The 24095-nt window shown below is 66.2% G+C and carries 19 protein-coding genes and 1 tRNA gene; 10 read left to right on the top strand and 10 right to left on the bottom strand.

What is annotated here, in order from left to right; all coding sequences use genetic code 11:
- The first annotated feature begins 13 nt into the window (after nt 1–13).
- Entirely contained in the window at nt 14–1957 is a 1944-nt protein-coding gene (locus GTZ93_RS34040) for a DUF3732 domain-containing protein (RefSeq protein ID WP_139915919.1), read from the top strand.
- Between the two features lie 397 nt (nt 1958–2354).
- Entirely contained in the window at nt 2355–3137 is a 783-nt protein-coding gene (locus GTZ93_RS34035; RefSeq protein ID WP_257979005.1) for an IS630 family transposase, read from the top strand.
- A gap of 44 nt (nt 3138–3181) precedes the next feature.
- Here the strand turns inward: GTZ93_RS34035 and GTZ93_RS34030 are convergent, their stop codons facing one another.
- From GTZ93_RS34030 to GTZ93_RS34020, 3 genes are all read right to left on the bottom strand, one after another.
- The gene (locus GTZ93_RS34030; RefSeq protein WP_139915917.1) at nt 3182–4336 is read right to left on the bottom strand and encodes a serine/threonine protein kinase; all 1155 of its coding nucleotides are present in this window, start codon (nt 4334–4336) and stop codon (nt 3182–3184) included.
- 187 nt (nt 4337–4523) lie between these two features.
- Nucleotides 4524–6329, bottom strand: coding sequence for a serine/threonine protein kinase (locus GTZ93_RS34025; RefSeq protein ID WP_139915916.1), 1806 nt, complete (start codon nt 6327–6329; stop codon nt 4524–4526).
- The gene (locus GTZ93_RS34020) at nt 6326–7264 is read right to left on the bottom strand and encodes a DUF2381 family protein (protein WP_161663222.1); all 939 of its coding nucleotides are present in this window, start codon (nt 7262–7264) and stop codon (nt 6326–6328) included. The genes GTZ93_RS34025 and GTZ93_RS34020 overlap by 4 nt, the downstream gene beginning before the upstream one ends.
- A 2457-nt stretch (nt 7265–9721) precedes the next feature.
- Between GTZ93_RS34020 and GTZ93_RS34015 the strand changes: the two genes are divergently transcribed.
- The 4 genes from GTZ93_RS34015 to GTZ93_RS34000 all read left to right on the top strand — a co-directional run bounded on the left by GTZ93_RS34015 (nt 9722) and on the right by GTZ93_RS34000 (nt 14651).
- The gene (locus GTZ93_RS34015; protein ID WP_139915914.1) at nt 9722–9925 is read left to right on the top strand and encodes a hypothetical protein; all 204 of its coding nucleotides are present in this window, start codon (nt 9722–9724) and stop codon (nt 9923–9925) included.
- A gap of 284 nt (nt 9926–10209) precedes the next feature.
- On the top strand, nt 10210–10839 hold the full coding sequence (locus GTZ93_RS34010; RefSeq protein ID WP_139915913.1) for a helix-turn-helix domain-containing protein: 630 nt from the start codon (nt 10210–10212) through the stop codon (nt 10837–10839).
- Nucleotides 10840–11125: 286 nt separating this feature from the next.
- Nucleotides 11126–11431: a hypothetical protein gene (locus GTZ93_RS34005; RefSeq protein ID WP_139915912.1), complete on the top strand. Its 306-nt coding sequence runs from the start codon at nt 11126–11128 to the stop codon at nt 11429–11431.
- 2794 nt (nt 11432–14225) lie between these two features.
- Nucleotides 14226–14651 carry a hypothetical protein gene (locus tag GTZ93_RS34000; protein WP_139915911.1) on the top strand — a complete coding sequence of 142 codons (426 nt, stop codon included), beginning with the start codon at nt 14226–14228 and terminating at the stop codon, nt 14649–14651.
- Here the strand turns inward: GTZ93_RS34000 and GTZ93_RS33995 are convergent.
- From GTZ93_RS33995 to GTZ93_RS33985, 3 genes are all read right to left on the bottom strand, one after another.
- Complete coding sequence (locus GTZ93_RS33995; protein WP_139915910.1) at nt 14629–15813, bottom strand: site-specific integrase; 1185 nt, start codon at nt 15811–15813, stop codon at nt 14629–14631. The two genes, GTZ93_RS34000 and GTZ93_RS33995, sit on opposite strands and share 23 nt — an antisense overlap.
- A gap of 383 nt (nt 15814–16196) precedes the next feature.
- On the bottom strand, nt 16197–16796 hold the full coding sequence (locus GTZ93_RS33990) for a hypothetical protein (RefSeq protein WP_139915909.1): 600 nt from the start codon (nt 16794–16796) through the stop codon (nt 16197–16199).
- A gap of 427 nt (nt 16797–17223) precedes the next feature.
- On the bottom strand, nt 17224–18123 hold the full coding sequence (locus tag GTZ93_RS33985) for a hypothetical protein (protein WP_139915907.1): 900 nt from the start codon (nt 18121–18123) through the stop codon (nt 17224–17226).
- Between the two features lie 76 nt (nt 18124–18199).
- On the opposite strand from GTZ93_RS33985, the gene GTZ93_RS33980 reads away from it, so the two are divergent.
- Complete coding sequence (locus GTZ93_RS33980; RefSeq protein WP_139915906.1) at nt 18200–18415, top strand: hypothetical protein; 216 nt, start codon at nt 18200–18202, stop codon at nt 18413–18415.
- Here the strand turns inward: GTZ93_RS33980 and GTZ93_RS33975 are convergent.
- Nucleotides 18403–18885 (bottom strand): SpoIIAA family protein, encoded by a 483-nt coding sequence (locus GTZ93_RS33975; RefSeq protein ID WP_139915905.1) that lies wholly within the window; start codon nt 18883–18885, stop codon nt 18403–18405. The genes GTZ93_RS33980 and GTZ93_RS33975 overlap by 13 nt on opposite strands.
- Before the next feature lie 331 nt (nt 18886–19216).
- Here GTZ93_RS33975 and GTZ93_RS33970 point away from each other — a divergent pair, with 331 nt between their 5' ends.
- Entirely contained in the window at nt 19217–19753 is a 537-nt protein-coding gene (locus tag GTZ93_RS33970; protein ID WP_139915904.1) for a hypothetical protein, read from the top strand.
- 142 nt (nt 19754–19895) lie between these two features.
- Nucleotides 19896–20246, top strand: coding sequence for a hypothetical protein (locus GTZ93_RS33965; protein WP_139915903.1), 351 nt, complete (start codon nt 19896–19898; stop codon nt 20244–20246).
- Nucleotides 20247–20773: 527 nt separating this feature from the next.
- Here GTZ93_RS33965 and GTZ93_RS33960 read toward each other — a convergent pair.
- Nucleotides 20774–21709, bottom strand: coding sequence for an AraC family transcriptional regulator (locus tag GTZ93_RS33960; protein WP_139915902.1), 936 nt, complete (start codon nt 21707–21709; stop codon nt 20774–20776).
- A 190-nt stretch (nt 21710–21899) separates the two neighbouring features.
- Between GTZ93_RS33960 and GTZ93_RS33955 the strand changes: the two genes are divergently transcribed.
- On the top strand, nt 21900–22889 hold the full coding sequence (locus tag GTZ93_RS33955) for an aldo/keto reductase (RefSeq protein ID WP_139915901.1): 990 nt from the start codon (nt 21900–21902) through the stop codon (nt 22887–22889).
- A 220-nt stretch (nt 22890–23109) separates the two neighbouring features.
- Here the strand turns inward: GTZ93_RS33955 and GTZ93_RS33950 are convergent.
- Nucleotides 23110–23185: transfer RNA gene (locus GTZ93_RS33950), tRNA-Pro, on the bottom strand.
- A gap of 265 nt (nt 23186–23450) precedes the next feature.
- The gene (locus GTZ93_RS33945) at nt 23451–24038 is read right to left on the bottom strand and encodes an NIF family HAD-type phosphatase (RefSeq protein ID WP_139915900.1); all 588 of its coding nucleotides are present in this window, start codon (nt 24036–24038) and stop codon (nt 23451–23453) included.
- Nucleotides 24039–24095 lie beyond the last annotated feature (57 nt).

The following is a 24095-nucleotide window of genomic DNA, read 5'->3' as shown; positions in this document are numbered from 1 at the left end:
TGGCGGTAGTGCCATGAGTTGGAGAATTTTGAGATTGGGGGTCTATGCCAAGCGGGGCGGAATGCTTCGTGATGTCAAATTCAAAGCCGAGGGGCTGAACATCATCACAGGACCGTCAAGCAGAGGCAAATCATCGGTTCTTGATATCGTGGACTACTGCTTAATGTCGGAAAGATGTCCGATATCCAAAGGCTTCATACGCGAAAACGTTTCACATGTCGGCATTTTGCTTGTTCGTGGAGATGAGTCGCTCATCATCACAAGGGCACTTCCCGATGTGGGCCGACTAACATCGACTGATGTATATATATCCAAAGGGGCAGAGAAGACACTTCCACAGTCCCCTCCAGAGGCTCGCTGGAATGTTGAGGCCGCTAGGGAATTGCTGTCAGACTTCACGGGAATAGAATCGCTCCCTGTCCTGACGAACGAACGCGATGCGGCACCGGATGCGAGGAGTCCAGCGAACATCAGGCACTGCTCGTTTTATGTCTTCCAGCCTCAGGACGTTATTGCTAGTCGCAACGTGGCATTTGCTGGCCTAGAAGATTTCTATAAAAAAAGACATGCAGCAGATGCTGCATACTACTTCCAGGGCATTCTAACTATTGACCGCCTGCGAAAGAGGAGGGAACTGCGCTCCTTGAAGGCAGAGCGCAATGCAATCGATCGGCAGGCGCGAGAAGGCGCTAGGTTTAAATCAGAAGGATTCGATCACGGTCAACGTCTTTGGAGTGAAGCGATTGGACTTGGCTTGGCGAAGGGGCCAACTGCGCCAGTCCTGATTTCAAGCCTGCTAAGGGAGCTTCGCGGTATTGCAGATACAAAAATCGACACCCTGGATAGGTTGACCACCGAAATGGGGCTAGGCGCTGTTCAATCGGAGGAGGCAATCGTTAGGCAGCAACTGCGTCAAAGAGAGCTTGAGTTGTCGGAGGTTGAGCGCTTTTCTCTCGGCGCGGGAGTGCATGAGGCAATTACCGACAAGCAACTGGGCAGACTGGCACTTCGCGAGTTGCTGCCGAACTCGAAGCCGAGTGATTGCCCCGTTTGTGGCAGTGACTCAGTCGACACAGCGAAAATTGACAAGCTCCTTGTTGACGCTGCCGCTGCGCTGAGTGCCGTTCGAAAGCCGCCCAAGAGAATTAGCGGTAAAATTGAGCAGGAGCGCAGGCGGCTCAAGCAAGAGACAGAAGAGCTAAAAGAACGCCAGGCAAATCTGCATGCTAGGCTCAAGATTCTTTTTGACAACTGGGAGCAGAATCGCCCCCTTTTCGAGGAAGCTAGCCGCCGCGAGCAACTCATTGGGCGTATCAAGGAGTTCCTGGCCTCAATGAAGAGAATGGAAGCGACAATAGACACCAAGCGCGACAAGCTATTGGTGAGGATTCATGAGCTAGAGGCAGAGGTTGGTGACAAGGCAATATATGAATTGAGGGAGGGCGTTGAGAAGGAGCTTGGCGACCTAATGACGCGGCTTGCGCAGCGGTTGGATGTCGAGTTCCGCGGGGCGCCAGTTCGGATTAATTTTGTCAGTTTTGTTTTTGAGATTCAGCTGGATGGTCAGTGGGTTGGACTTAACGAACTGGGAAGCGGTGCCAACTGGCTCGGATATCACGTTGCTGGGACACTTGCTCTCCACTTGTTCTTCCGGAGAATTCACTCGCCGGTTCCCGCTGTGCTCATGCTGGATCAACCGAGCCAAGCTTGGTTTCCCGCCGAGCGGGCTAAGAACAGTCAGCTCAAAATTCCATCTGACGACAAGGAGCTAAGTGCGGTGCGCGAAGTGTACAATCTGCTCTACCAATCTTCTCGAGGGGAAGAACGGCCTCAGATAATTGTTGTTGATCATGCGAGGCTTGAGGAGTCCTGGTTTCGCGACAGCACCGTAGAGGATTGGCATGATGGTGGCGCCTTGGTGCCATTTTCATGGGGGCTTGGCGACCAGAGCCCGTGAAGAGTTGAATTCCTTTGCCAAGCCGAAGGCCGGGTTGAAAACTGATCTCAAGCTGGGAGGCGAGGTGGCGTGGGGGTTTGTCTGTTATGGCAATGAAAAAGCTAGGGATTGAGAGGCGCAGTCCGTGAGGGCCAAGTTAGTTGTATGATGCCTGGAGGAACTCATGGCCCCCTAAACGACCGCTCGCGATTCTCGAACGGCTCGGAGAGTAGGCAGGCGCAGGCAGAGGGAGGAAGGGGCAGGAGCTCGCTTCGTTCGGCCTTGTGTGCGCAAGAACCGGATGAAGAAGCGAGCCCTGCCTCAGGGACGGCAACAGCTGCGTCTGCGATGTCATGACCGCAGGCGGCTGATTCGCTGGGGTGAGTGGACTGGTTGCCCGCTCACCCTGCGGAGGTGCATGGCGGTGGCCAAGGTCGCCAGTGGCCAGTCGCGAGCGCAGGCCGCACGGGAGTTGCTGTGCGCCCCCTCGACGGTGGTGGCCGCGGTCCAGCGCTACCAGGAGTCCGGCCGTGAAGGCCTTTTGGACAGGCGCGCCCAGAATGGGCGACGCAAAGTGGATGAGCGTTTCCGACAGACGCTGCGCAGGGTGTTGAAGGGCACGCCCCAGCAGTCCGGCTGGCGACGCACCACGTGGACCCGTGAGCTGCTGGTGCGAGAGGTAGAGAGGCGAGGCCGGGTGCGCGTCTCGCCCGCGACGATGGGACGCGCCTTGGCCTCGGTGGGAGCCCACAGAAGGCGTCCGCGTCCCGTGGTGCGCTGCCCTTGGCCGGAGCGCCGACGTCGACGGCGCCTCTGGCGGCTGAAATGCCGTGCGGCCTTCGCCCGGCCCGACGAGCCCGTGCTTTTTGAGGATGAGATGGATGTGCACCTCAACCCGAAAATCGGCCCGGACTGGACGTTGCCTGGACTGCGCAGAGAGGTCGTCACACCGGGCAACAACCAGAAGCGTTTCGTGGCGGGGGCGCTGGATGCGAGCACGGCCCGGATGACTTGGGTGCAGGGAGAGAAGAAGACGAGTGCGCTCTTCATCGACCTGGTGCGCGCCGTGGACGCCGCCTATCCCAGAGCCAAGCGCCTGCATTTCATCCTCGACAATGCCGCCACCCACTCCAGCAAGAAGACGCGCAAGGCGCTGGAGGCACTGGGCGAGCGGCTGGTGCTGCACTTCCTGCCGCCGTAATGACGTGGCGCCCACCCCATGGCGCTGGCCGTTGAAAGGCAGGTTCATGCCGGGCTTGGTTCCGTCGTGATGAAGTCCTGATGCTTCAAGCTCTTTGGGCCCTCTTCATCCTCAGCCATCGCTTGGCCAGCTCCTCGCAGTGCCGCTTGAATCTCCTGCGCAGCCATTCTGGCGGTGTAGTTCCCTCGCGCTCGCAGCACCTTCGCCAAGTCGTCTTGCAGAGTCAGCGCGGACATATGCCGCTCAGCCGGGTTGCGCCGCAGCAGCTTGCGGAAGACAGCCCGGGTGGGCTCTGACAGCGTTTGTGTTGTCGCTTCTACATCGGCTGGAGTGAAAGTGGCCGCACGCAATATCGTTTCCTCCGGGTCCACCCCGGCCCATGCGTTTCTCATCTGTGCGATGGCTCCGCGTAGCGGCTCCGTTTCCCCCTCCGGAACCAGCACCCATAAATCCTTTGTCAGCAGGTGGTAGGCACTGAGTAGGTGTTTGCCGGTGGCGAACTCCAGCAGCACCATTCCCAGCGTGAACAAGTCAGAGCGCGCGTCCTCGGACTGGCCGAGCAATGCCTCTGGAGAAGCCCAAAAGACTTCTCCCCGGGTGGCGGGCCGACGCGTGGTGCGCTGGCCGGGAAGTCGTGCGGACGCAACGCCAAAGTCCGTCAGTTTGACCTGTCCATCGAAGGTCACGCGGATGCGTGTCGGGTCAATCGCCCGGTGGACGATCTTTAGTGGCTCCCCCTGCGCACTCCGGCAGGTGTGCGCGTGCGCCAGTGCCCCCGTAATCTTGGCCCCGACATACAGCATGAAGGATTCGGGGAAGTAGCTCCCCCGCGCTGCCGCGACTTCAAGGAGTGTATTCAGCGAGAAGCCGGCGACAGCTTCCGTAATAACAAACAGAGTGCCCTTGGCTTTGTGCGCTCCATGGACGCAGGCGATGTTCGGGTGTCGGAGGAAGGTGGCCAACTGGATCTCTTCCTCCAGTCGCCTGCGTGCCTCCTTACACACTGCCGCAGAGTCAGACAGCGGCAGCGCTTTGAGGATGACTCGGCGGACCACCTTGTCCTTGACGCGCTGGAGGGCCGATAGGACGCGCTCGCCATGATGGCCGGGGCCCAGGTCTTCCAGCATTTCGTAAGTGGCACCCTTGAGCGAAAAGAGCACCAGTCCTTCGGGAAACAGGGAAGTACCAGAGTACGGCATAGGGCCATTTCCTTGCAGGCGAGCGGGAGCGGACTCCGCGCCCACGCAGGAAGGAAATTACTGGCAGGTAGGCCCGAAAGAGAAGGACGCCACGGGTTGAAGACTCGGCGTTATTGCAACCCTGTGGCTGAAGCCATTGGGGACGGTTTTCAGGTGTCTCTCTGTAACGCGCCTTTACGCCCCGGCCTCAATGCCACTGCTTTGTGATGGATGTCGCAGCGTCTCTTGGGCGCACGAGCGCGGCACCGGGCTTGGAGCCGGGCATCTTGTCCAAGCCCCCATTGGCTGAGAGGGACATGCAGACATCGATTTCCTCGCCATTGGGCTTACGGGCTCGCGTGTAGCGGCCCACCACTGTCGCCCCTTCTGTCCACACTCGCCCGTAGAGCCGCGAGCCCTCGGGCAACCTGCCGATTTTCTCCTCAGTTTCGGATTCGAGCTTCCCATCGCCCAGCAGGGTCAAGCACCAACCCTCGTCGCTCCACACGCGGCCTGTGGCTTTGCATTCGTCGGGCGATCTGAAAATGGGCTGCTTAACGTCTACGAGGATTGTGATCTGGGAGCCGTCATCGAGGCCGAGCCTCCGAATGTTTTCCGCTGCCGCTGCGGGGCAACGCTCCTGCGTGGGCTGCACCTGCTGCGCGGGACAGCCCAACAGCGCGGCGGCCAAAGCCCCCGCCCCCGCGCACTTCTTGAGGAATCCACGGCTGAAAGCGGGCGCGGACTTCATGGGCGGCTTCGCTACGGGCGGATTCGAGGACGGATTCGTGGGGGCAGGCACAGAGGGACTTTCCTTCACGGCGGGGGGCACCTCGGACGGGGACGGTACTGCACTGGTGGACGGTGCGGGCGGTGAAGGGTGCGCCTGGGGGGGCTTCGCACGCGGGCCGCTGGACGACTCCGGCACGGCTGGGACAAACGGCGCTTCGCGTGAGGGGGCTTCGCGTAGCAATGCGAAGGCGCCGACGGCGAGCACGACGGCGGCCACTGCCCCCGCCAGCACGCGCCGCCGTGCCTTCGCTGGAGGGTCGCCCGTGGCCTCCGAGACAGCGGAGACCGCTTCCGGAGGCGCCTGCACGGGGGCCAGCCACTCCGCGCCCTCCTGGGCCCCCAGCGCTTCCAGCGCCTCCCGCATGGAGGCCAGCGAGGGAAGCCGCTTCTCGAAGTCACGCGCCATCCACTTTTCTACCCACTCGCTCAACGCCTCGGGCACGCGAGGGTTGGCGGTGCGCGCGGACGGGGGCGCCCACATGGGGCTGTTGACGTCAATGCGGGGCGCCTTGCGCGCCTCCCATCCGCCGCGCGCGGGCTCCGCGTCGGTCAGCGCGTCATACAGACACACCGCCAGCGAGTAGAGGTCATCCTCGGGCGGGAAGGGGTAACGCGCGTCGGGGTTGTTCTGGTTCTCCTTGAAGAAGCGCGCCGCCTCCGGAGAGCGGTAGCGGTTGGTCCCCGGGGGCAGGGGCGCGTCCGTCAACTCCTGGGCTCCCGAGTATTCCCCCGCGCCCAGGTCGATGAGGACGGGCTCACCGTCCACCTTGCGCACCATGACGTTGGAGAGCGACAAGTCTCTGTGGCGCACCCTCCGGCCGTGCATGTGCTCCAGGGCATGGGCCAGCTTCGCGAACAGGCGCGCGACCTGCTGGAAGGTGGGCCGCGCGTTCTGGAGCCAGTGCGCCAGCGTCCAGCCGTCCACGTACTCCAGCACCAGATACCCACGTCCCTGCGGCGTGCGCGCCCAGCCCTGCACCTTGGCGATATGGGGATGGTCTACGTGAACGAGGCACACCAGTTCGCGCAGCAGGCGTTCATCCGTCTTTCCCGGATCCGCGCTGTGCTGCCGGTGCTTGGAGAGCTTGAGGGCGACGGGCTTGCCGTCCTTCACGCCCCGGTAGACGTCGCCATAGGCACCCCCGCCCTTCCACTCGCGGACGCGGTAGGCCCCCAGGCGGGAGCCGGGCTTGAGGTAGCTGAAGACTTCCGCCGTCGTCATGGTCCGTTCTTCTCCCGCGTTGAAGTCCCGTCCTCAAGCACCACGCCCGGAATGGCCAGGGGCCGGGCGCCGTCCGCCGCCTCCTGTATCACCAACCGGAAGGCTTCCCCGGGCGGCCCGGACTCCCTACGCTTCCAGTCAAACTCCACCGCCACGCGACCCGTGCCGTTAGGCGGCAGCACGTCCGGCGCCATGGCCACCGTGCGCGCCTCCACGCGGCGGCCGGTGGACGGATTCTCCAGCCATGCCTTGCCCGGCCTCCAAGGGGGCCCGGTGAGGTTCGACACCTTCACGGCGAGCACCACCCACGCATCCGCCTTGAAGCGGTGGACGGACGCTACCTCCAGGCCCGTTGTGGCACTGGGGGGCGACGCACGGAGCCATTTGACCTGGACGCCGATGCCCTCCTCCACCTGCCCCGAGACAATCCAACCGGAGGGGCCCGTGGCCGTGCCGCGCTCGCGTTGCGCGGTGAGTGCCGCCTCACATGCGGAGCAGCGTGCCTCCAATGCAGCCAGCCGGACCTGCATCAACTCTGGCGCGCTGGCGGCGCGGAACACCAGGACTTGCGCGTCCACCACGTCCGCCGCCGTGGTGAGCTTGAAGACGGGCGCCGTCAGGATGGATTCGTTGAGAAACGGCACGCGCAACGTCACCGCTTCGCTCAATTCCTCCAGCGCCCGGAGGGTGAGGGAGCGTTCTCCAACGTCCAGGATTTCGACAGGCGCTTTTTCGCCCAACTTCACTGCCTGCGCGTTGATGGGCGTGTCGAAAGTGAGCGTTGTAGGAATGCGCGTGGAGACGCGCACTCCCTCGGCTTTCGCGGTGAGCGCGACATTTCGCATCCGTAACCTGGGCAGGGCGGAGTCCTCCGCTGCCGCTGCCCACGCCGCGAAGGACAAGAGCGCCAACAAGAGCCCGGAGAGTCGTGGCAAGGGGCGAGACCTCATGCGTTGACCCTAACAGACGCCCATCCTGCCCGAGCGTGCGCCCGCCCCTGGCAACGTGCGATTGCGAGGGCCAGGTCTGAAGGTGTGCCGAGCTGGTGCGAGCCATTGGGTGCACTCGCAGGGTTGCCCTGAGGTGGCGTGCGGCGGGTGCTGACTGCTGCAACTTGGCCGGGCTCCACAGCCTCCGAGGTGGTGCTCGGCCTGGACGCTGGCTCCTGCGCACGATCCGGACTCCACCGTCCCGAGGTGATTCCAGGTGCGGGTACTGGTCCGCCGCACCGGCCGGGCTCCACGGCCTCCGAGGTGGTGCGCGGCGCGGGTACCGGCGGCTGCGCACCGGCCGAACTCCACCGCCCCGAGGCGATGCTCGGCGCAGGCGCTGGCTGCTCCGCATCAGCCGGACTCCACGCGCCCCGATAGAGCGCGGCGCGATAGTGGTCCATGGCCCCAGGCGATACTCGGCGCGGGTGTTGGCAGCCGCCATGCCCTGGAGGACTTCCACGGCCTCCGAGGTGAGGCTCGAGGTGGGTGTTGGCGGCTGCGCACCCGCAAGACTCCTCGTGCCCCAAGGTGGCACGGCGCGAAAGGGCTTCACGGCCCAACGTGGCGCTCGGGCGTGAGTGCTGGCCGCTGCGCACCCGCGACCCTCCACGGCCTCCGAGGTGGCTCGGCCGCGCTCCACGCGCCCCTGAAGGGGGCGGCGTGCGGGGGCTGAGCCCTGGTGGACTCCACCGGCCCCGAGGGGAACGCACCGGCCGGGTGCCACGGCCTCCGAGGTGGCGATCGGCGCGAAAGGGCTCCACGCGCCCCGAGGCGGCGCGGTGCTCGGGTCGTAGTGGGCGACTGGGCACCGACCGGGCGCCACGGCCCGAGGTGATGCTCGGCGCGACCGATGCTGACTGCCGCCGTGTCCTGACACCATGGCCCGAGGTGATGCCCGGCGCTGGCTGCCGCTGCGCCTTGGCGGACTTCCGGGCCCGAGGTGGGGCGCGGCGAGAAAAGGCTTCACGCGCCTGAGCTGGTGCGCGGCGCAAAACGGCTCCGAAGGGGCACGGCGCGAAACGACTTCCAGGACTCCGAGGGAGGCGGCGCTCGGGGGCGGGGGGCTGCCGCGCATCGACCGGCTCCATAGGCCCCGGGAAGATGCGCGGCGCGAAAAGACTCCACGGCCTCCGAGGGGGTGCTCAGCGCGAACGGATGCCCGGTCCGAGGGGGTGCGGCGCGAAAATGCCCCACGGCCCCGAGGTGATGCGGCGCGAAACGGCTCCACGGATTCCGAAGGGGTGCGGCGCGAAAAGGCTCCACGGACTCCGAGGGGGGGCGGCGCGAAAAGGCTCCACGGACTCCGAGGTGTCGCGGTGCTTGGGTGCTGGCGGCTGCGCACGGACCGGGCTCCACGGACCGAGGGGATACTCGGCGCGGCCGGTGCTGGCTGTCGCCGTGCCCTGGCGGACTCCACGGCCCCCGAATGTGCTCGGCGCGTCTGTTGGCGGCTGCTCACTGGCCGACTCCACGCGCGCATGCTGGCCGCTGCTGCGCCTTGGCGGACTCCACCGCCTCCGAGGTGAGGCTCGGCGCGGATGCGGCCGCCGCGCATCGGCCGCGCTCTATGCGCCCGAGGTGGCGCTCGGTGCGGCCAGTGCTGGCCGCCGCTGCGCCTTTGGCGGACTCCACGCCCCATGGTGAGGCTCGGCGCGAAGCGGCTCCGAGGGGAGCGCGGCGCGAAACGTCTTTCCGGCCCCGAGGGGATGCGGCGCAAAACGGCTTCGAAGGGGGCGCGGCGCGAAACGGCTCCTCTGTCCGAGGGGGCGGCGCAAAACGGCTCCCAGGATTCCGAGGGAGGCGGCGCTCGGGGGCGGGGGGCTGCCGCGCACCGGCAGGAGACATAGGCCCCGGGAAGATGCTCAGCGCGAAAAGGCTCCACGGCCTCCGAGGGGGCTCGGCGCGAACGGATGCCCGGCCCGCGGTGCTGCGATGCGAAAGGGCTCCACGGTCCCGAGGTGGTCCTCGGCGTGGGTGCTGGCGGTTGCGCACCGGGCGCGATCCACAGCCTCCGAGCTGGCGCGGCGCGATAGGGTCTCACGGCTCCGAGGTGGCGTGGTGCTCGGCTGCTGGCAGCGGCCATGCCCTAGCCTCTTCAGGGTAGTCCGTTAAGGCTCAGCCCGACACGATGGAAGAAGGCGGCGACAGTTCAATGGCGGTGCCCCAGGCGAAGGAAGCTCGCACGCGCCTGGGCATGCAGGTGGGCTGGTGCAAAGGGGTTGAAAAGGATGGCGGGAAGGTGACGCGCGGACAGTGTGCTGAGCCGCAGCAGAGGCCGTGCCGCCCCTTGAGGCACTCCCCGGCCCAAGCGGCCCAGCCTGGCGGCGGGCCGCAGGGCGTGGGCTTCCAGGTCAGAGTGGGGCTTGGGACTCAACACCACACGCTCTGGGGCTTTCCCGCGTGCGGTTGTCTGAGTGGACAAGGTTCGTCGCGGGCCTCGTCCACGAGCATTGGACGGCGGGGGAGACATGGCCGGTGCTCCAGCACGTCGAGCAGGCGCCGAGCTGGCGTGAGGACGTGGCCGCAGCGTGTGACTTGGTTCCGCGCTCGTGCGACGAGGCGGTGCGGGTGATGCGGGCCACGCTGGCGCTGTGCTGGGACTGAGCCCCGCAGACTCGCCAAGCGGCGAGTTCGGGCCGATGAGAACATAGACAGATTTGTCCAGTATGGGGGGCCAAAATTGGCTAGGGCTACTGGTCCCATGTGGCCAATAAAGAAGGAAAACCAAAGGAACAGGAGACTCAAGCCAAGGACACCAAGGAAACCCTAGCGGGTTGGCACCCGGGGTAGACAGGAGTGTCTAGCTTCCACTGCTTGGAATGCGCCCGCCACAGGACTATCAATTGCCCGCGTACGACTCGCGCAGGCAGCGTGCTTTGAGGTTCGAGATGAGAATCCAGAAGGTGAAGTTGGGCAGGAAGAAGAAGGTGTCCACGAGGGAGGTCGTGACTCCCGCAGCAACGGCGGAGCCTCCCACGCCCCCGAGCACCGTGGAGGCGACCGCCCCTGAACCGCCGGAGCTTGCTCCCGCCACCGTGAAGGGCCGTGACAAGCGGAACATCGAGAAGTGGGGCCAGACGGCGTGGAAGAGCGGGTGGATGGCTGTGCCGAGCGTCCTCATCACACATCAAGCGCGCCTGGGGCTTGAGCCCAGCGACCTGAACGTCCTGCTCCACCTCATCGCGCGCTGGTGGGACCCCAACCGAAAACCCTATTTGGGCAAGAAGGAGATGGCCGAGGCGATGGGGGGCGTGAGCCTGCGCACCGTGCAGCGATCGCTCTCGCGCTTGCGCAACGCGAACCTCATCGTCCAGCACCCCCGGCTGCGCTTCGACGGTTCGCACACTACTCCGGAGTACGATTTGAGCGGGCTCGTCGGGCGCTTGAACCAGCTCGCCCAGGAAGAACTCACGCGGCGCACCACCGCGGCCCACAGCGCGCAGGGCGCGCGGACGCGCCGGGGACTGCGCATCAAGGCACCTCCCAAGGAGCGGGATGGCGACGTGGTCGCCGCCTGAATTGAAAGGGCCCAGTAGGGGGTGCGGTCAGAGCGAGGGAATGAACATGGAAAGCCTCTGGCGTTCAGCCGGGACGCGTCCCTTATAGGCCTGCATTCCTCGGCAATTCGCTTCGTCGGGGATGGTGATTCGCCGAGACCCGGCCCAGGCATGTTCCCAATCCAGGAAGGTGGTCAGCGGACGGCACCGCAACGAGAGCCGTACGCCTTGAAATCGTTTCGTGAACACGCGTTTGACGAGTCGACGACGTAGGACGGACAAGAAGTTTCCACGGAAGGGAAACGCAATGACGAAGAGGAAGGAGCGTACGGTGGCGGCGGCATCGATGAAGGTGAAGATGGCTGGGCGCCGGGAAGGTACCGTCGAGTTGCCGAAGACGGCGAAGACGGTGTTCTGTCGGCTGGCGCGACTTGTTCCGTGGGGGCTCGCATTCGGAGCCATCCTCTATGGAGGGGTGACGTGCTCCGGCAGGGGAACCACGAATCCGGATGGTCACTCCTCGTGGGAGTTCCTGGCGAAGGTGTCCGCTGGCGCGGAGGTCCAGGGCGCCGCGGAATCGCAGTCGCCGAAGCAGGCATCGAAGGAACCGTGAGCCGGCGTGGAGGGCGGGCACTCTCGCACCCGCTCGTGCACGGCGTGCCGTTCTCAGCAGCTCAGGATCATCTAACCCCTTTCAGGGAAGTGGGTTAGGGGCAAGAGGGTTACGCCATGGAGGAGACTGACCATGGCGTGGCAGCCCAAGCGCTGGAAGGCGTAGCAGGTTGAGGAGCGACGGCGTGCAGCTGGACGGCTGTCGCGGCAGGGGCATCTGTCGCAGGCGGAAGTGGCGCGCCGGGGAGGGGTCAGCGAGGCGGCTGTCAGTCACTGGGCAAGGCGGCTCGATGAAGCGGGCAGCATGCGCCTGAGGGGGGCGGCGCCGGGGTGCTGCTGCGCCCCGGCCGTGGTGAGACTCGGCGCGCGGGTGCGACTGCACACCGCTCGCACTTCAAGCGCCCCGAGGTGGCACGGTGTGAAAAGGTTTCACGGCTCCGAGGTGGTGCTCGGCGCGGGTGCTGGACGCGGCGCACCGGCTGCCCTCTACAGCCTCCGAGGTGGCGCAACGCCAAAGGGCTCCCCGGCTCCGAGGTGGTGCTCGGCGCGAAAAGGATCCACGGCCCCGAGGTGGCGTAGTGCGTGGTGCGAGTGCTGACCGCTGCGCACCGGCCGCGCTCCACGCGCCCCGGAGGGGGCGGCGTGCGGGGGCTGCTCCCTGGCGGACTCCACCCGCCCCGAGGTGGGCACACCGGCCGAGCGCCACGGCCTCCGAGGTGATGCGCGGCGCGAAACAGCTCCGAGGGGGCGCGGCGCGGATACGGCCGCCGCGCATCGGCCGCGCTCTATGCGCCCGAGGTGACGCTCGGCGCGGCCGGTGCTGGCTGCCGCTGCGCCCTGGCGGCCTCCCGGGCCCCGTGGTGAGGCTCGGCGCTGGGGGGATGCTGCGCCCGGCCGTGGTGAGGCTCGGCGCCGGGGTGATGCGGCGCATGTCCGTGGTGAGACTCGGCGCTCCTGCGCACCAAGGGGGTGCGATGCTTTGGCCAGGCGCTACGCGCCTGGAGTCATGCCGCGATCAGCAGATTCGCGCTGCGCACTTCCTCAAGCCGCGTGGAATCAGCGGGTGCGCAGCCGTGAACCAGCACCCGAGGACCGCGCAACTTTGGGGCGCGTGGAACCGTTTCGCGCCGAGCCCCCTCGGCGCGGGCGGAGCCCGGCCGGTGCGAAGCAGCTAGCACCCGTGCCGAGCACCACCCCACCTCGGGACCGTGGAGCTATTGCGCGCCGAGCATCCCCCCGGGGGTTATGGATCCGACCGGTGCGCGGCAGCCTCCCGCCCCGAGCGCCCCCTCCCTCGGAATCCTGGGAGCCATTTCGCGCCGCGCGCCACCTCGGGCCCGGGAGGCCACCAGGGTGCAGCGGCAGCCAGCACCGGCCGCGCCCGAGCATCACCTCGGTCCGTGGAACCCAGTCCGTGCGCAGCCGCCACACCCATGCACCGCACCCGCTCGGGGCCGTGGCGCCATTTCGCGCCGAGCACCCCTCGGGGCCGTGGCGCCATTTCGCGCCGAGCACCTCCTCGGTCCGTGGAGCCGTTTCGCGCCGCCCCGCTCGCGTTTCGCGCCCCCCCGGGAGGCCGTGGAGCCGTTTCGCGCCGAGGCTCACCTCGGAGGCGGTGGAGTCCGCCCGGTGCGCAGTGGCGTGGAGTCTGGTCGGTGCGCAGCGGCCAGCATGCGCGCCGAGTTTCACCTCGGAGGCGGTGGAGTCCGGCCGGTACGCATCGGCTAGCAGCCGCGCTGGCCCCCCCCCGAGGCAGTGGAGTCCAGCCGGTGTGCAGCAGCCAGCCCCAAGCAACGCGCCCTCTCGGTCCGGACCCTGGGGCAACGCGCCATTTCGGAGCCCGTGGAGCCTCAACACCCCACACCGAACGCCAACGACAGCGCGCCGAGCGCAACCGCGCGTCATGGAACGGGGCACGGCATCTGCCCCGACGGGCAAGCGGGCTAGCAGGCGGCATCATCACGAACGCGGGCGAAAATGGAGGGGAGGGATCGCCCGCGTCAGACCCATCGGCGCAAATCCGGTAGGGCACCCGAGCACCCCGGCAGGCCGTTGGCGAAACCCTGCACGGCGCGCGAAACGCAGCGCGTGGGGACTGATCACGCGGCGAAATGTCCCTACCGGACACACCAGGGCAGCACGGGGCCAATTCGCGCCCTCGGTGGGCGCATTTCGTTACGCCATCGGCGCCGCTGCTCGCGGGTCGGCGCGAAATCCCGGCAGCGGCCGGAGGTGCGTCCCCACGCGCCGGGAGGTCCGCCCGACTGAGATGCGGCAGAGTGGCGCCGGGGGAAAAAGCGCCGCTCCTGTGGGCGCGTTTCCGGCTCCGGAAGCGGCGCGAAACTGGCCGCGCGGCGCCATTTCGCCGGAGGACGCGCCCGCCGTAACGCACGCGCGAAATTGCGCCGCTGTATCGCCGCACGGCGCGAAACGTTTCGCGCCCTGCGGCGCAATTGCACGCCACTATTTCGCGCCCCCTGTGGCGCAATTACAGCCGGCGAAATGATTCGCGCCAAACGGCGAAACTCCGGCGCGAAACTGTCTCCGCCAGAGCGCGAAAATACATGCTCAATACGGCGAAACTCACGCCGTGCAGGGGGAGCAGTGTTTGGGGTCTGGTGTTTGACAATTGTTTGTCTTGTGCGAGAAAATTAGGGGGCGCAGTGAGGCTGCGGGGTGCCTTCCACTTGGAAGGCGGGCCCTCGGACGGAGAAAGCTCCGACGCTCGGCACTCCTCACTACGGACACCGCCAGGACGCCCCACGGGGCATCCAGACGCCATCAGGTCGGCACCCATGAAGGACACCAACAAGGACACCAGCAGCACGCAGCATCTTACCGCCATGGACAGCGGCACCGAATCCACGTTGCTGCGGGAGATCCACCATGAACTTCGCAGGCTGCGGGAGGCCGTGGGTGTGATTCAGGCTCGCATCACCCAAGCAGCTCCCGTCCAGGCCGCCCGCGCCGTCACCGTTGACGCGGCAAGGGCCCTTCTCGGCTGCGGGCGCTCCCAGGTCTTCGCACTCCTCAAGGCGGGCGCGCTGAGCCGTGCCCCCAAGGTGGGAAAGACGGCCATGGTGACGGTGGAGAGCATCGAAGCACTCCAGGAGCGCTTCGGCCGCGAGCCAACCCCCAAGCTCAAGCGGCAGCCCGCCCGGAGCACTTCCACCGGGCGGGAGACACGGGAAGCGATTCTCAGGATGCTGCGGCAGCCTTGATCGGCAGCACTGCCGGATCCTCGGGATGCTCCAGCCGGAGCGGCACCTTGATCATGGGCGGCACCGCAACGTTTTCGTAGAAGCGCTTGGTGGTCGCGGGCGACGTGTGCCCCACCACGGCGGCAATGGCAGCAAGCGGCAGCCCTCCCGATTTGGGCCGCACTTCCTGGCCGCATTCAGAAGCCCAGGTCACAAAGCTGTGCCGTAGTTCCCCAAAGCGCACCAGTTCCATGCCCAAGGCCTTGCAGGCCCGTCGCACCACGCGTCGGATGTGGCTGTCCACAGGCGCAGCACCGCGCGCCTGGAGCCGTTGCGCGGCCGCGAGCGCTTGACGGTCGATGCTCTGGACGTGAACACGCCCGCTCTTGTGGACGAACCGAAGGGTTGCGGCGATTTCGCCCGGCTCCTTCAAAATCGTGATCTTGCCCTCGCCTTGGGCAAGCCGCTCAATCTCCGTGCCGTGCATCCCCGTCTTGGCGTGGAGGCACAGCACGTCGCGCACGCATTGAACGTCCGTCACCCGGCGCATGTCCTCACGGTCGAAGTTGGTGAACTCCCAGCCGGTGATAGCGCGGTAGAGCCGTTCAATCGTTTCGATGCTGTAGCCCTTCTCACGCACCGACTTTTCGGGACGGCTGACGGGCACCTTGAGGGAAATGGTGGCGTCCTCCGCCACCGTCAACGTGCCCTCTTCCTCGCGCAGCCACGCGCAGAAAGCCTTGAGGGCCGTGACCCGGTTCTTGCGCGCGGTGGCCTGCCGGTTCAACTCGCGTAGAAGGTCCTGGAGGGTGACGGTGCGCCAATCGCGGCCCGAGAACGCCTCCGCCCACGCGGCCAAGTAAAAGCCAACGCTGCTCACGTAGCGCGGGGTCGTGCCCGCGCGTCGCATGAAGTCCAGGTAGCGGCCCACGGTCGGCGCATCCAGGTAGACGGCGGACTCTTGCTTGAGCTTCTGGGCTTCGCCCTTGGTCCGGTAGCCCTCGGGATCTCGCATGAAGAGGGCCAGCTCGGCTTCGGCTTCCGTCTCGCTGCGGGCGTCGAGGTGGACCGTATACGTCTTGCCCGCGACCATCTTGCGCAGCACGTACACCGGGCGGCCGTCCTTCGCCGTGAACGTGCGCCCGCCCTGCCATTTGCCTGTCCAGACCTTGCCGCTACCCATGCAGAAAGACTCCAGTTTGGTCCAATTTCGGTCCCAACTGACCGGATTTGGTCCCTGGAGTCAAACCGCGCCCCCTCGGTTGGAGGGGGCGCGGCTCAAGGCGGTGGGTTACTTCTTGTGGAGGCGGAGGGAATCGAACCCGCATCAAGGCGGAAGCAAAACCCCAAGCAGGTCGCGCTGTTACCGGCTATCGCCTTGATCTCACAGCAGGGGCGGAGCCGGGGCTGGAGGAGGAGAGTCCTGCCTTTGCCGCGACGGTGGAGGCACCGATGAAGGAGCGCACACCCCGTTTGGACTGGGCGGGGCTGCTGCAAAGGACGTTCGCCCTGGACTGCCGAGAGGTCATCATCCTCCGTGCTCTTCGGCGAGAATCCTGAGAGGGATTAGCGAATCCATGATGACGGAGACGAGAGAGCCGGCAGCCCGTAGTCCACCCGGAATGCCTGTGCGACCAGCGTCGCGTGCGCGGCCTGCCACTCGGGTGATCCTGGCTCGAATTGCTCGGAGGCCAGGTGCTCGCGAATCCGGACCACGGCCTCGGAGCAGTCTTGCGCCTCTACAAGCCGGCCCATCTCGAAAATCAGCTCGTGAACCTCGCGCCACTCGAAAGCAGGGTGAATGGTGTTCCGGCGCAACTGCAGTTCGCGGCCGTGCAGCGCCAGAGCGTGAATGTAGCCGTCCCCTAGCAACATCCCTCCCGAAAACTGCACGGGGGCATGCATGTCAGAGTACAGGACGCGAAGCCTTCCCTCCGGCTCGACCCGCGCGCTCAGGCCGAGGAGCAGAGGCCCTCTTCCAGCCTGGACGAGCAGTTGCTCCTTGTACGGTAACGCGAGCTGGAGTCGCTCGAGGAAGAGTGCATCCTCCGAGACCCGATAGAAGCAGGCAAAGCCCCGGCGATCAGGCGTCGCTGCGGACCGCGGCTTCAAGCCATGCTTTTGCGGCACGAACAACCCAGTGCCTTGAGCGATGGCGAGGCTCAACGTCCGCCCGCGATACCAGACGCAATCACCAGCAAGTACCGGCTCAGCTACTCCCACGCGGTCCTCCTACAGGACGCCGTGCCGTGGCCCGACGTCGTCTTCGTCCCGCGGCTCCAGGTTCTCTGAGCGCACCGGTCTGGGGCCATGCTCTCTCTGGTCGCGGTCTCCATGCAATGTGGCCAGTGTTTCTGATCAGAACTCCGGCGGAAGGCCTGTTCTCCTTCCGATGCCCCCGGCCGGTGGACAGGCCGCTTGAGCCCCTCCGTTGCCGCGACAGTGGAGGAGCCGAGGAAGGAGCGCACACTCCGTTTGGACTGGGCGGGGCTGCTGAAAAGGACGTTCGCCCTGGATGTGGATGGCGGACTCCTCTTGAAACGCGTCCGTTCTCCGCGAGCGGCCCGCGCCCCGGACCGTGCCAGTGAGGGAATCAGCGCAGGTCCTTCGTGAGTATCCAGGCATCCTCGGCGGGTACGTGGACCTCTCTCAGGCGGGAGGGCTCCTCCCGCTCGAACGGACTGCGTTCATGGACACTCAGGATGAAGGGTGGCAGCCGCACCCGCCGCGCCGGGCCGTGGAGGGGGAGCACCACTTCGTCCGCGCCCGCGGCCATGTGCGCCGCCGCTTCCATGCCCGCCCGCGCGAGGTCGTCCTCCTCCAGGTCCCAGATGGCCTCGCGCACCCGGGCGAAGAGCAGCCCCGTCTCCGTCACCATGCCGTCGCTCAGCGCGCGCAGCACCCTGTCCGCCCAGCGCGCGAGCCGGAGCTCCGAGTACGCCTCCGGCGACAGCCATGCTGGCGGTCCTTCGCCGAGCGGCTGGGGCGGGGGCGTGCTCCAGATGCTCGTCCAGGCCTGGCGTGGCGCGGCTCCACCGATGAGATGGACCCACAGCATGGACGAATGCCGGCTGTAGCCGGCCAACCAGTACGCATGCCTGTGGGCCGTGAGGACGCCGCGAGCCCTCTCGTCCAGGGGCGTCAGCCGCGCGCGCTCCATGATGCACAGGTCCTCGAGCTCGCCCTTCCCCATGTAGTAAGCCCATTCCATTTCAACGAGCCTGGCATGCTGCTCTGCCGGGTCCTTGATGCCCGCCTCCTCGCGCAATTCGCGCGGAAGTGCGCGCGCGTCGACCAGGGCGACCTCGTTCTTCCAATCATCCAGCGGCTGGAACTCAGGGAAGCCCGCGTCGGGGCCGAGCAGCACGTGCGGCATCTTGCCGAAGGAAAGGCTCCTCGTTTCGCGCATGCCGATGACGCCGGGCACGGCGAGGCGGCTATTCACGAGACGGAAGGGACGGATGACGGGCTCCTCGCGATGACGTTTCGTCATTCTACGAGAACCCCTCCTGACGGCTGACCGTTCACGAGCCCGCGAAAGTCCTGACCGACAGCGCGAATGGAGCCGATTGAATCGACAGGGTTGGGCGCCCCGGAGCAAGCCGTCGGTGCCGGGGAGCTTCGACCCGCTCGACGAGGCGAAGACGCTGGACGTGGCGCGGGAGGGCGCGGACTTGAAGGTGACGTGCCGCGCGCCCCGCCGTCGCTGCCGGCGTGAGAGCTGCGCCTGCTGCCAGCGTCCTCCGGACAGGCGGACGCCGGACGCGAGGTGTCACGCCTCCTGAGGCTGCAGCGCGTGGGCGATGTCCACGAGGCGCTGGAACTCGGCGTCGCTCATCTTCAGGTGCCGGGCCGCGGCCTCCAGGTCCTCCGGAGGGAAGGCGCGCATGGCCTTGGGGGTGAACCAGTTGAAGAGGGTGACGATGCCGCGCACCAGCGGCGAGCGAGTGAGCACGGCCGTGGGCGGAATGGCGGCGCCCTTCACCTTTGCGCCCCGGTCGAGCGACTGCTGGCGCTGGGCGGCGTTCGGGCCATGCCCCTCCGCCACCACGAGCTGTGCGCTCATGGTGGTGATGTTCTGGCCTACGAGGTCGCAGTAGTGGCCCCACTCGTCCTGCGCGGGCGGCAGTGCGTTGTGCGCCAGGACCAGCACCTTGCCCACCATGGCCACGCCCAGCGTGCGGCCCTTGAAGACGCCAACGACATCCGGTGCGTCGAGCGCCGCCGGACCTCCGTGCTCGGAAGAAGTAGTCATTGGGGCCATGCTCTCCCGGGGGTAGGGGCTGCCGCAACCCACGGCACTCCCGGTATGGCCGGAGGTGGGATGTCCAGCCTCGACAACATCTACGTCGCGAAGCTGAGCCCCTCGGGCTTTGAGACAGGCTCGCCGCCTGCACCGCCCCAGCGTCGCGCGCGACAGGGACAGGGTTTGTTTGACGTGCAGGTCGTCCTCGAACATCCCCGTCAGAGAGGGATGTTCAAATCCTCTCACTCGCACGCCTTCCCAGGGTGACGGTCCTGGCAATGCCTGTCACTCTCGCACGGCCCCTCACGGGGTACCTTCATCCTTGACTCAGGAGCGTGGTGTGCGTCTGGCAATCATCGCGGGACTGCTGTCGGTCGGTCTGTTCGCGGGCTGTGGCAGCGTGGACATGGAGTCGCGGGACGTGGACTCCCAGATACTGACGCCGTGTGAGCGGGAATGCCTGGCGGCCTATCGGACCTGTAGCTATCAGGCGACGACGCCCGAGGAGCTGCAGTTCTGCCGCGACGAGAGCAACTCCTGCGCCGCAGCCTGCTACCCCTCCCGGGCGCCCGCCGCGGAGGTGACGGCCCGGTCGCAGCGGGCCTGCGAGCGAGCCTGCTTCATCCAGTATGACGAATGCTTCATTCAGTCGACGTCGCCCGAGCAGGACGCCGCCTGCGAGGCGCAGAGCAACGTCTGCTACGCCAGGTGCCAACCCTCGGTGGCCAGCCCGGTGCAGGCCATGCGCCCGCCGCCGTGCGAGTACGCGTGCGACCTCGCCTACACCTCCTGCCTGCGCAACTCCCCGACGCCGGCCCAGTGCGCGCCGGAGCGCGAGGACTGCTACAGCACCTGCCCCAGCCCGGCGGCGCGGTAAGGGTCTCTCTACCGGGGTCCGCCGGGTTCAGCGGCGGTCCCGGGCTTCGGTTTCTCGGTGAGGCGCACCACACCCGAGGCCCGACGCGAGGCCCCACTTCGCGCCCGGCACACCGTCCGCCACCGAGCCGCCCAGGATGCCCGTGTTCGTGCTCCGCCAGTTCAGCCACGCCTATCATGACCAGGTGCCCGGCTGGGAGCACGCCGGCCTCGCGGCTGTCTATGAGCGCGCGATGGCAAGCAAGAGCTACGACTGCGCGGAGCGCTGGCGTGGGCCCGGGCGGCCCCACACGTTCGAGCGTGCCTATTCCACGACGGACGTGGGGGAGTACTTCGCGGAGAATTCGGAGGCGCTCTTCGGCCGCAACGACTTCTATCCCTTCACACGTGAAGAGCTGGGCAAGCACGACCCGGGCATGCTCGCGCTGCTCCAGCAGGTGTGGCAGGTGCCCACGACCACGACACCCACCCCGCCCACGGCATCCACCTCCTGAAGTGGAGGATTCGCCGTGAGCCAGGAGCGGCAGGAGGTTCTCGTCGGCGCCATCGAGGTGGGCGGCACCAAGGTCGTCTGCGCGGTCGGACGTGGCCCCAGGGACGTCCGGTGATCAAGGAATTGATCGTAACGACAGGGGAAAATAGTGCCGAAGGCGGGATTCGAACCCGCGCCGGGCGGTGCGAAACTCCCAGCAGAATCGCGCCCTTACCTCGTAGCCGCCTGGAATGCTTAGGAGTCAGTCTCCCGCCGCGTCCCGCCTCGTCCCGTCCTGTTCCAGGCCATTCCGCACGTTCCTGCGACATACGTGCAACACGGCGGAGGACCAACTGTGCCGTGGGTACGTCCAGGGTTTCAGGAATGGCTCCCTCTCGTCCAGGCCGTGTGGAGGTCGCGGAGATCCCGCACCCGCATCTCCACGTTCGGGCCGATGGTGGCCACCGTCGCCTGTTCCTCTGCCGGGTCCAGCGGCTCGGTCCCCTTGCCGCAATCCACTCGCATCCAGACGCTGCGGCCCGGCCGCGATTACTCCGCCCCGCTGCGGATCCTCGACACGTTTCGAAGCGGCGGCGCGCCAAAGTGCCTTCGGTACTCGCGCGAGAACTGCGAGGGATCGTTGTAGCCGACGCGGAAGCCCGCCGTCGCGGCGTCGAGGTGCTCATCGAGCATCAGTCGCCTCGCTTCCTGGAGGCGAAGCGTCTTCTGGTACTGCAGCGGGCTCATACCCGTCACCGCGCGGAAGTGAAGATGCAGTCCCGACGCGCTCATCCCGCCCACCTTGCAAAGGTGCTGGATGCGCATCGGCTGGTCGAAGTTCTTGCGGAGCCATGCGATCGCCCTGACAACGCGATGGGCGCGACCGCCGACAGTGGCGATGTGTTGGAGGCGCGCGGCGTGGCCGTCCACGACAAGCCTGTAGACGATCTCTTGCAGCACGAGCGGCGCGAGCACCTGAGCGTGCTCGGGCGTATCGACGAGGCGCGCGAGGCGCAACACGGCATCGAGCAGCGGTAGCGCCAGGGCGCGGATGTCGAGCGCCTTTGCGAGAGTCGCACCAGTCGCCGGCGACGGCGTTACATTCGCGAGGACAGAGCCTATAAGGGCGGGGGAGAGCGCGATCCGCACACAGAGGAACGGCGCGGCCTGTGACGCTTCCACGACGCGGCCGGTAACTGGAAGAGCGACCGAGTTGAGGAGGTAGGCCGTTTCGCCATAGGCGAGTTCCTCGCCGCCGACCACCACGCGCTTCTTCCCCTGCGCGACCACGACGAGCGCCGGCTCATACAGCACGTGCAGCGGTCCTGTCGGCTTCGACGTGCGTCCAAGATCAATCGAGGGGAGAGGCGAACACCCTCCATCATTGGGAATGTGGCGCTCGATGATTGCAGCGAGCTCGCGGCGGGCGTCGGCGAGGCCGGAGTTCGCGGAGCGAGTCACAGATCGAGGCCGCTGGAGAATCATTCAAAACTCCTCAAGGATTGTTCTATGCGGCGGCCCATGGCGATGCAAGCAGGGGGCTCGTGGGTTGCCTCGTCAAAGGAGGCTCTTGGAGGATCATCCAAGACTCTTCAAGGATCGTTCTACCTGCTGGGCCTTTCGAGGCGTAGCGTGGAGTCAGCTCTTTCGACACTCGCATCACGAGAGGTTCGCCATGCAAAAGAGAAGGCTCGGAAAGAATGGTCTTGAGACATCGGCGCTCGGTCTCGGAACCATGGGGATGACCATGGCCTACGGCTCGGCCAACAACGACGAGAGCATCGCCACGATCCACCGCGCCTATGCGCTTGGCGTCACGCATTTCGACACAGCAGAACTCTACGGCATGGGCACCGGCGCCAACGAAATCCTCCTGGGGAAAGCGGTCAAAGGCTTCCGCGACAAGGTTGTCATTGCGACCAAGTTCGGGTTCGACATTCCGAAGATGACTGCCACGCACGCTCCGCTCGACAGCCGGCCGGAGCGCATTCGCCTCGTCGTCGAGAACAGCCTTCGGTACTTGCAGACGGACTACATCGACGTACTCTACCAGCATCGCGTCGACCCCTCAGTCCCGATCGAGGACGTCGCCGGAACGGTGAAGGACCTCATCTCCGCTGGCAAGGTTCGCTTTTTCGGAATGAGCGAGGCGGGACCTGCCACTCTTCGGCGCGCACATGCGGTGCAACCTGTCTCGGTCCTGCAGACCGAATACTCACTCTTCGAGCGTGCGGTCGAGCGCGACGTGCTTCCCGTGACCCGAGAACTCGGGATCGGCTTCGTTCCGTACTCGCCGCTGGGTCGAGGGTTCCTGACGTCGACGGTCAAACCCGCCGCCGAATACGAGGAATCGGACATGCGGCGCTGGGATGATCGCTGGCAGGGAGCGAATTATCAGGCGAACGTTGCGGCAGTCGAGCAGCTTCGACAGCTCGCCACCTCGAATGGGATGACGGTTGCGCAGCTTGCGCTCGCTTGGCTCCTGGCTCAAGGAGACGACATTGTGCCGATCTTCGGGACCAAGAATCGTTCCCGACTTGAGGAGAACGTCGGCGCGGCGAAGGTCTCTCTCTCTGCGTCCACGCTCGCTCGGGTGGCGGAGATCCTCCCGAATGGAAGTTTCGGCGCGCGCTACTCGCCGGGTCATATGCCCTCCTGGACGTAACGCGGCAACCGCCGATAGGCCATATGCTGACCAGCGATGTCGACCGGCCTGTTTCGGCGCGCGACATATGTGCAATACGGATGGGGGGAAGCCGCTAACCATCCGTGACCACAGCGCAAAAAGTGGAGGCGGAGGGAGTCGAACCCGCAACCTCCGCGTTTTGAGCGTGGCGCCTCTACCCGGTTGGGCCAACCCAGCGTGAGCTGTCTTGGATGTGAAGTCGGGATGACTGGATTCGAACCAGCGACCTTGCGCGCCCGAGGCGCACGCTCTTGACCAGACTGAGCTACATCCCGATGGGTTTGAGTCCTCGAGGGAGGACCCGGACATGACTGAGGCCGAGTCCCCCCTCGGGAGCCCGGCCTCTGTCCATGCCCGTACCGGTGTTACCGGGTGGCGGCGTGGGTCAGGTACCGGGCGGACAGCCGTGGAACGAGGCGATGGCCAGTTCCAAGCTGTCTGGAGTGGGCTCCATGTCGGTGGGGCGGTTGGGGTTCGGCTCGTCGCGCTTCGTCATGGGCGTCACACTCCTTTCTCGGGGATGAGGGACGCGGTGGAAAATCAGTCCTGACAGAGCTGCTTCCGCCAGTTCCGCTTCTCGATGCACCGGACGTTGTCCACGTCCGAGAGCGTCTTCAGATACCGGCCCAGGTCGAGCAGCTCCGTGTCGTGCGCCTCGCCTTCGTATTCGCGGACGTAGATGGCGTTGCCGTGGTTGTGGATGCACTTGGCCGGCGTGTCATCGACAATCAGGACGCGCTCCAACCGGTAGCCCCGCCGCTTCAGCTTGCGCAGCTTCTTGACCCAGCCGTAGTGCGCATCCGGATCGAGAAACCCGTCCCGCTGGACGCCGGCCCGGTCGAACCCATACGTGCACCGGCTCCGGCCCCAGACGAAGTCCAGCTCGAGCTCCGGCGGGACCATCCGCTTCACGAGCTCCGCCACGTATTTGTCAGCCCCCGCCGACCAGATGGCGAGCCGGAAGTGGGAGGCGCACTCCCGCAGGAAGGGCTCCAGGTGCGGACGCACGTGGACGAAGTAGCCCAGGGCCTGGAAGTCCGCCTCCCGGGCCAGGGGCTTCTCGCTTGCGTGGACCAGGGTCTCATCCAGGTCCAGGATCAACAGGATGCGGTCCGTGGGCGCCGTCACCGGTGGGTCTCCCTCCCGGTGATGACGCCGCACGGCTCACGGAAATGACGACGCGGC

Origin of the sequence: Corallococcus exiguus, assembly GCF_009909105.1 — a bacterium.
Lineage (GTDB): Bacteria > Myxococcota > Myxococcia > Myxococcales > Myxococcaceae > Corallococcus > Corallococcus exiguus.
Note: the sequence above shows the minus strand (reverse complement) of the source record. Positions and strands in the feature narration are given on the sequence as shown.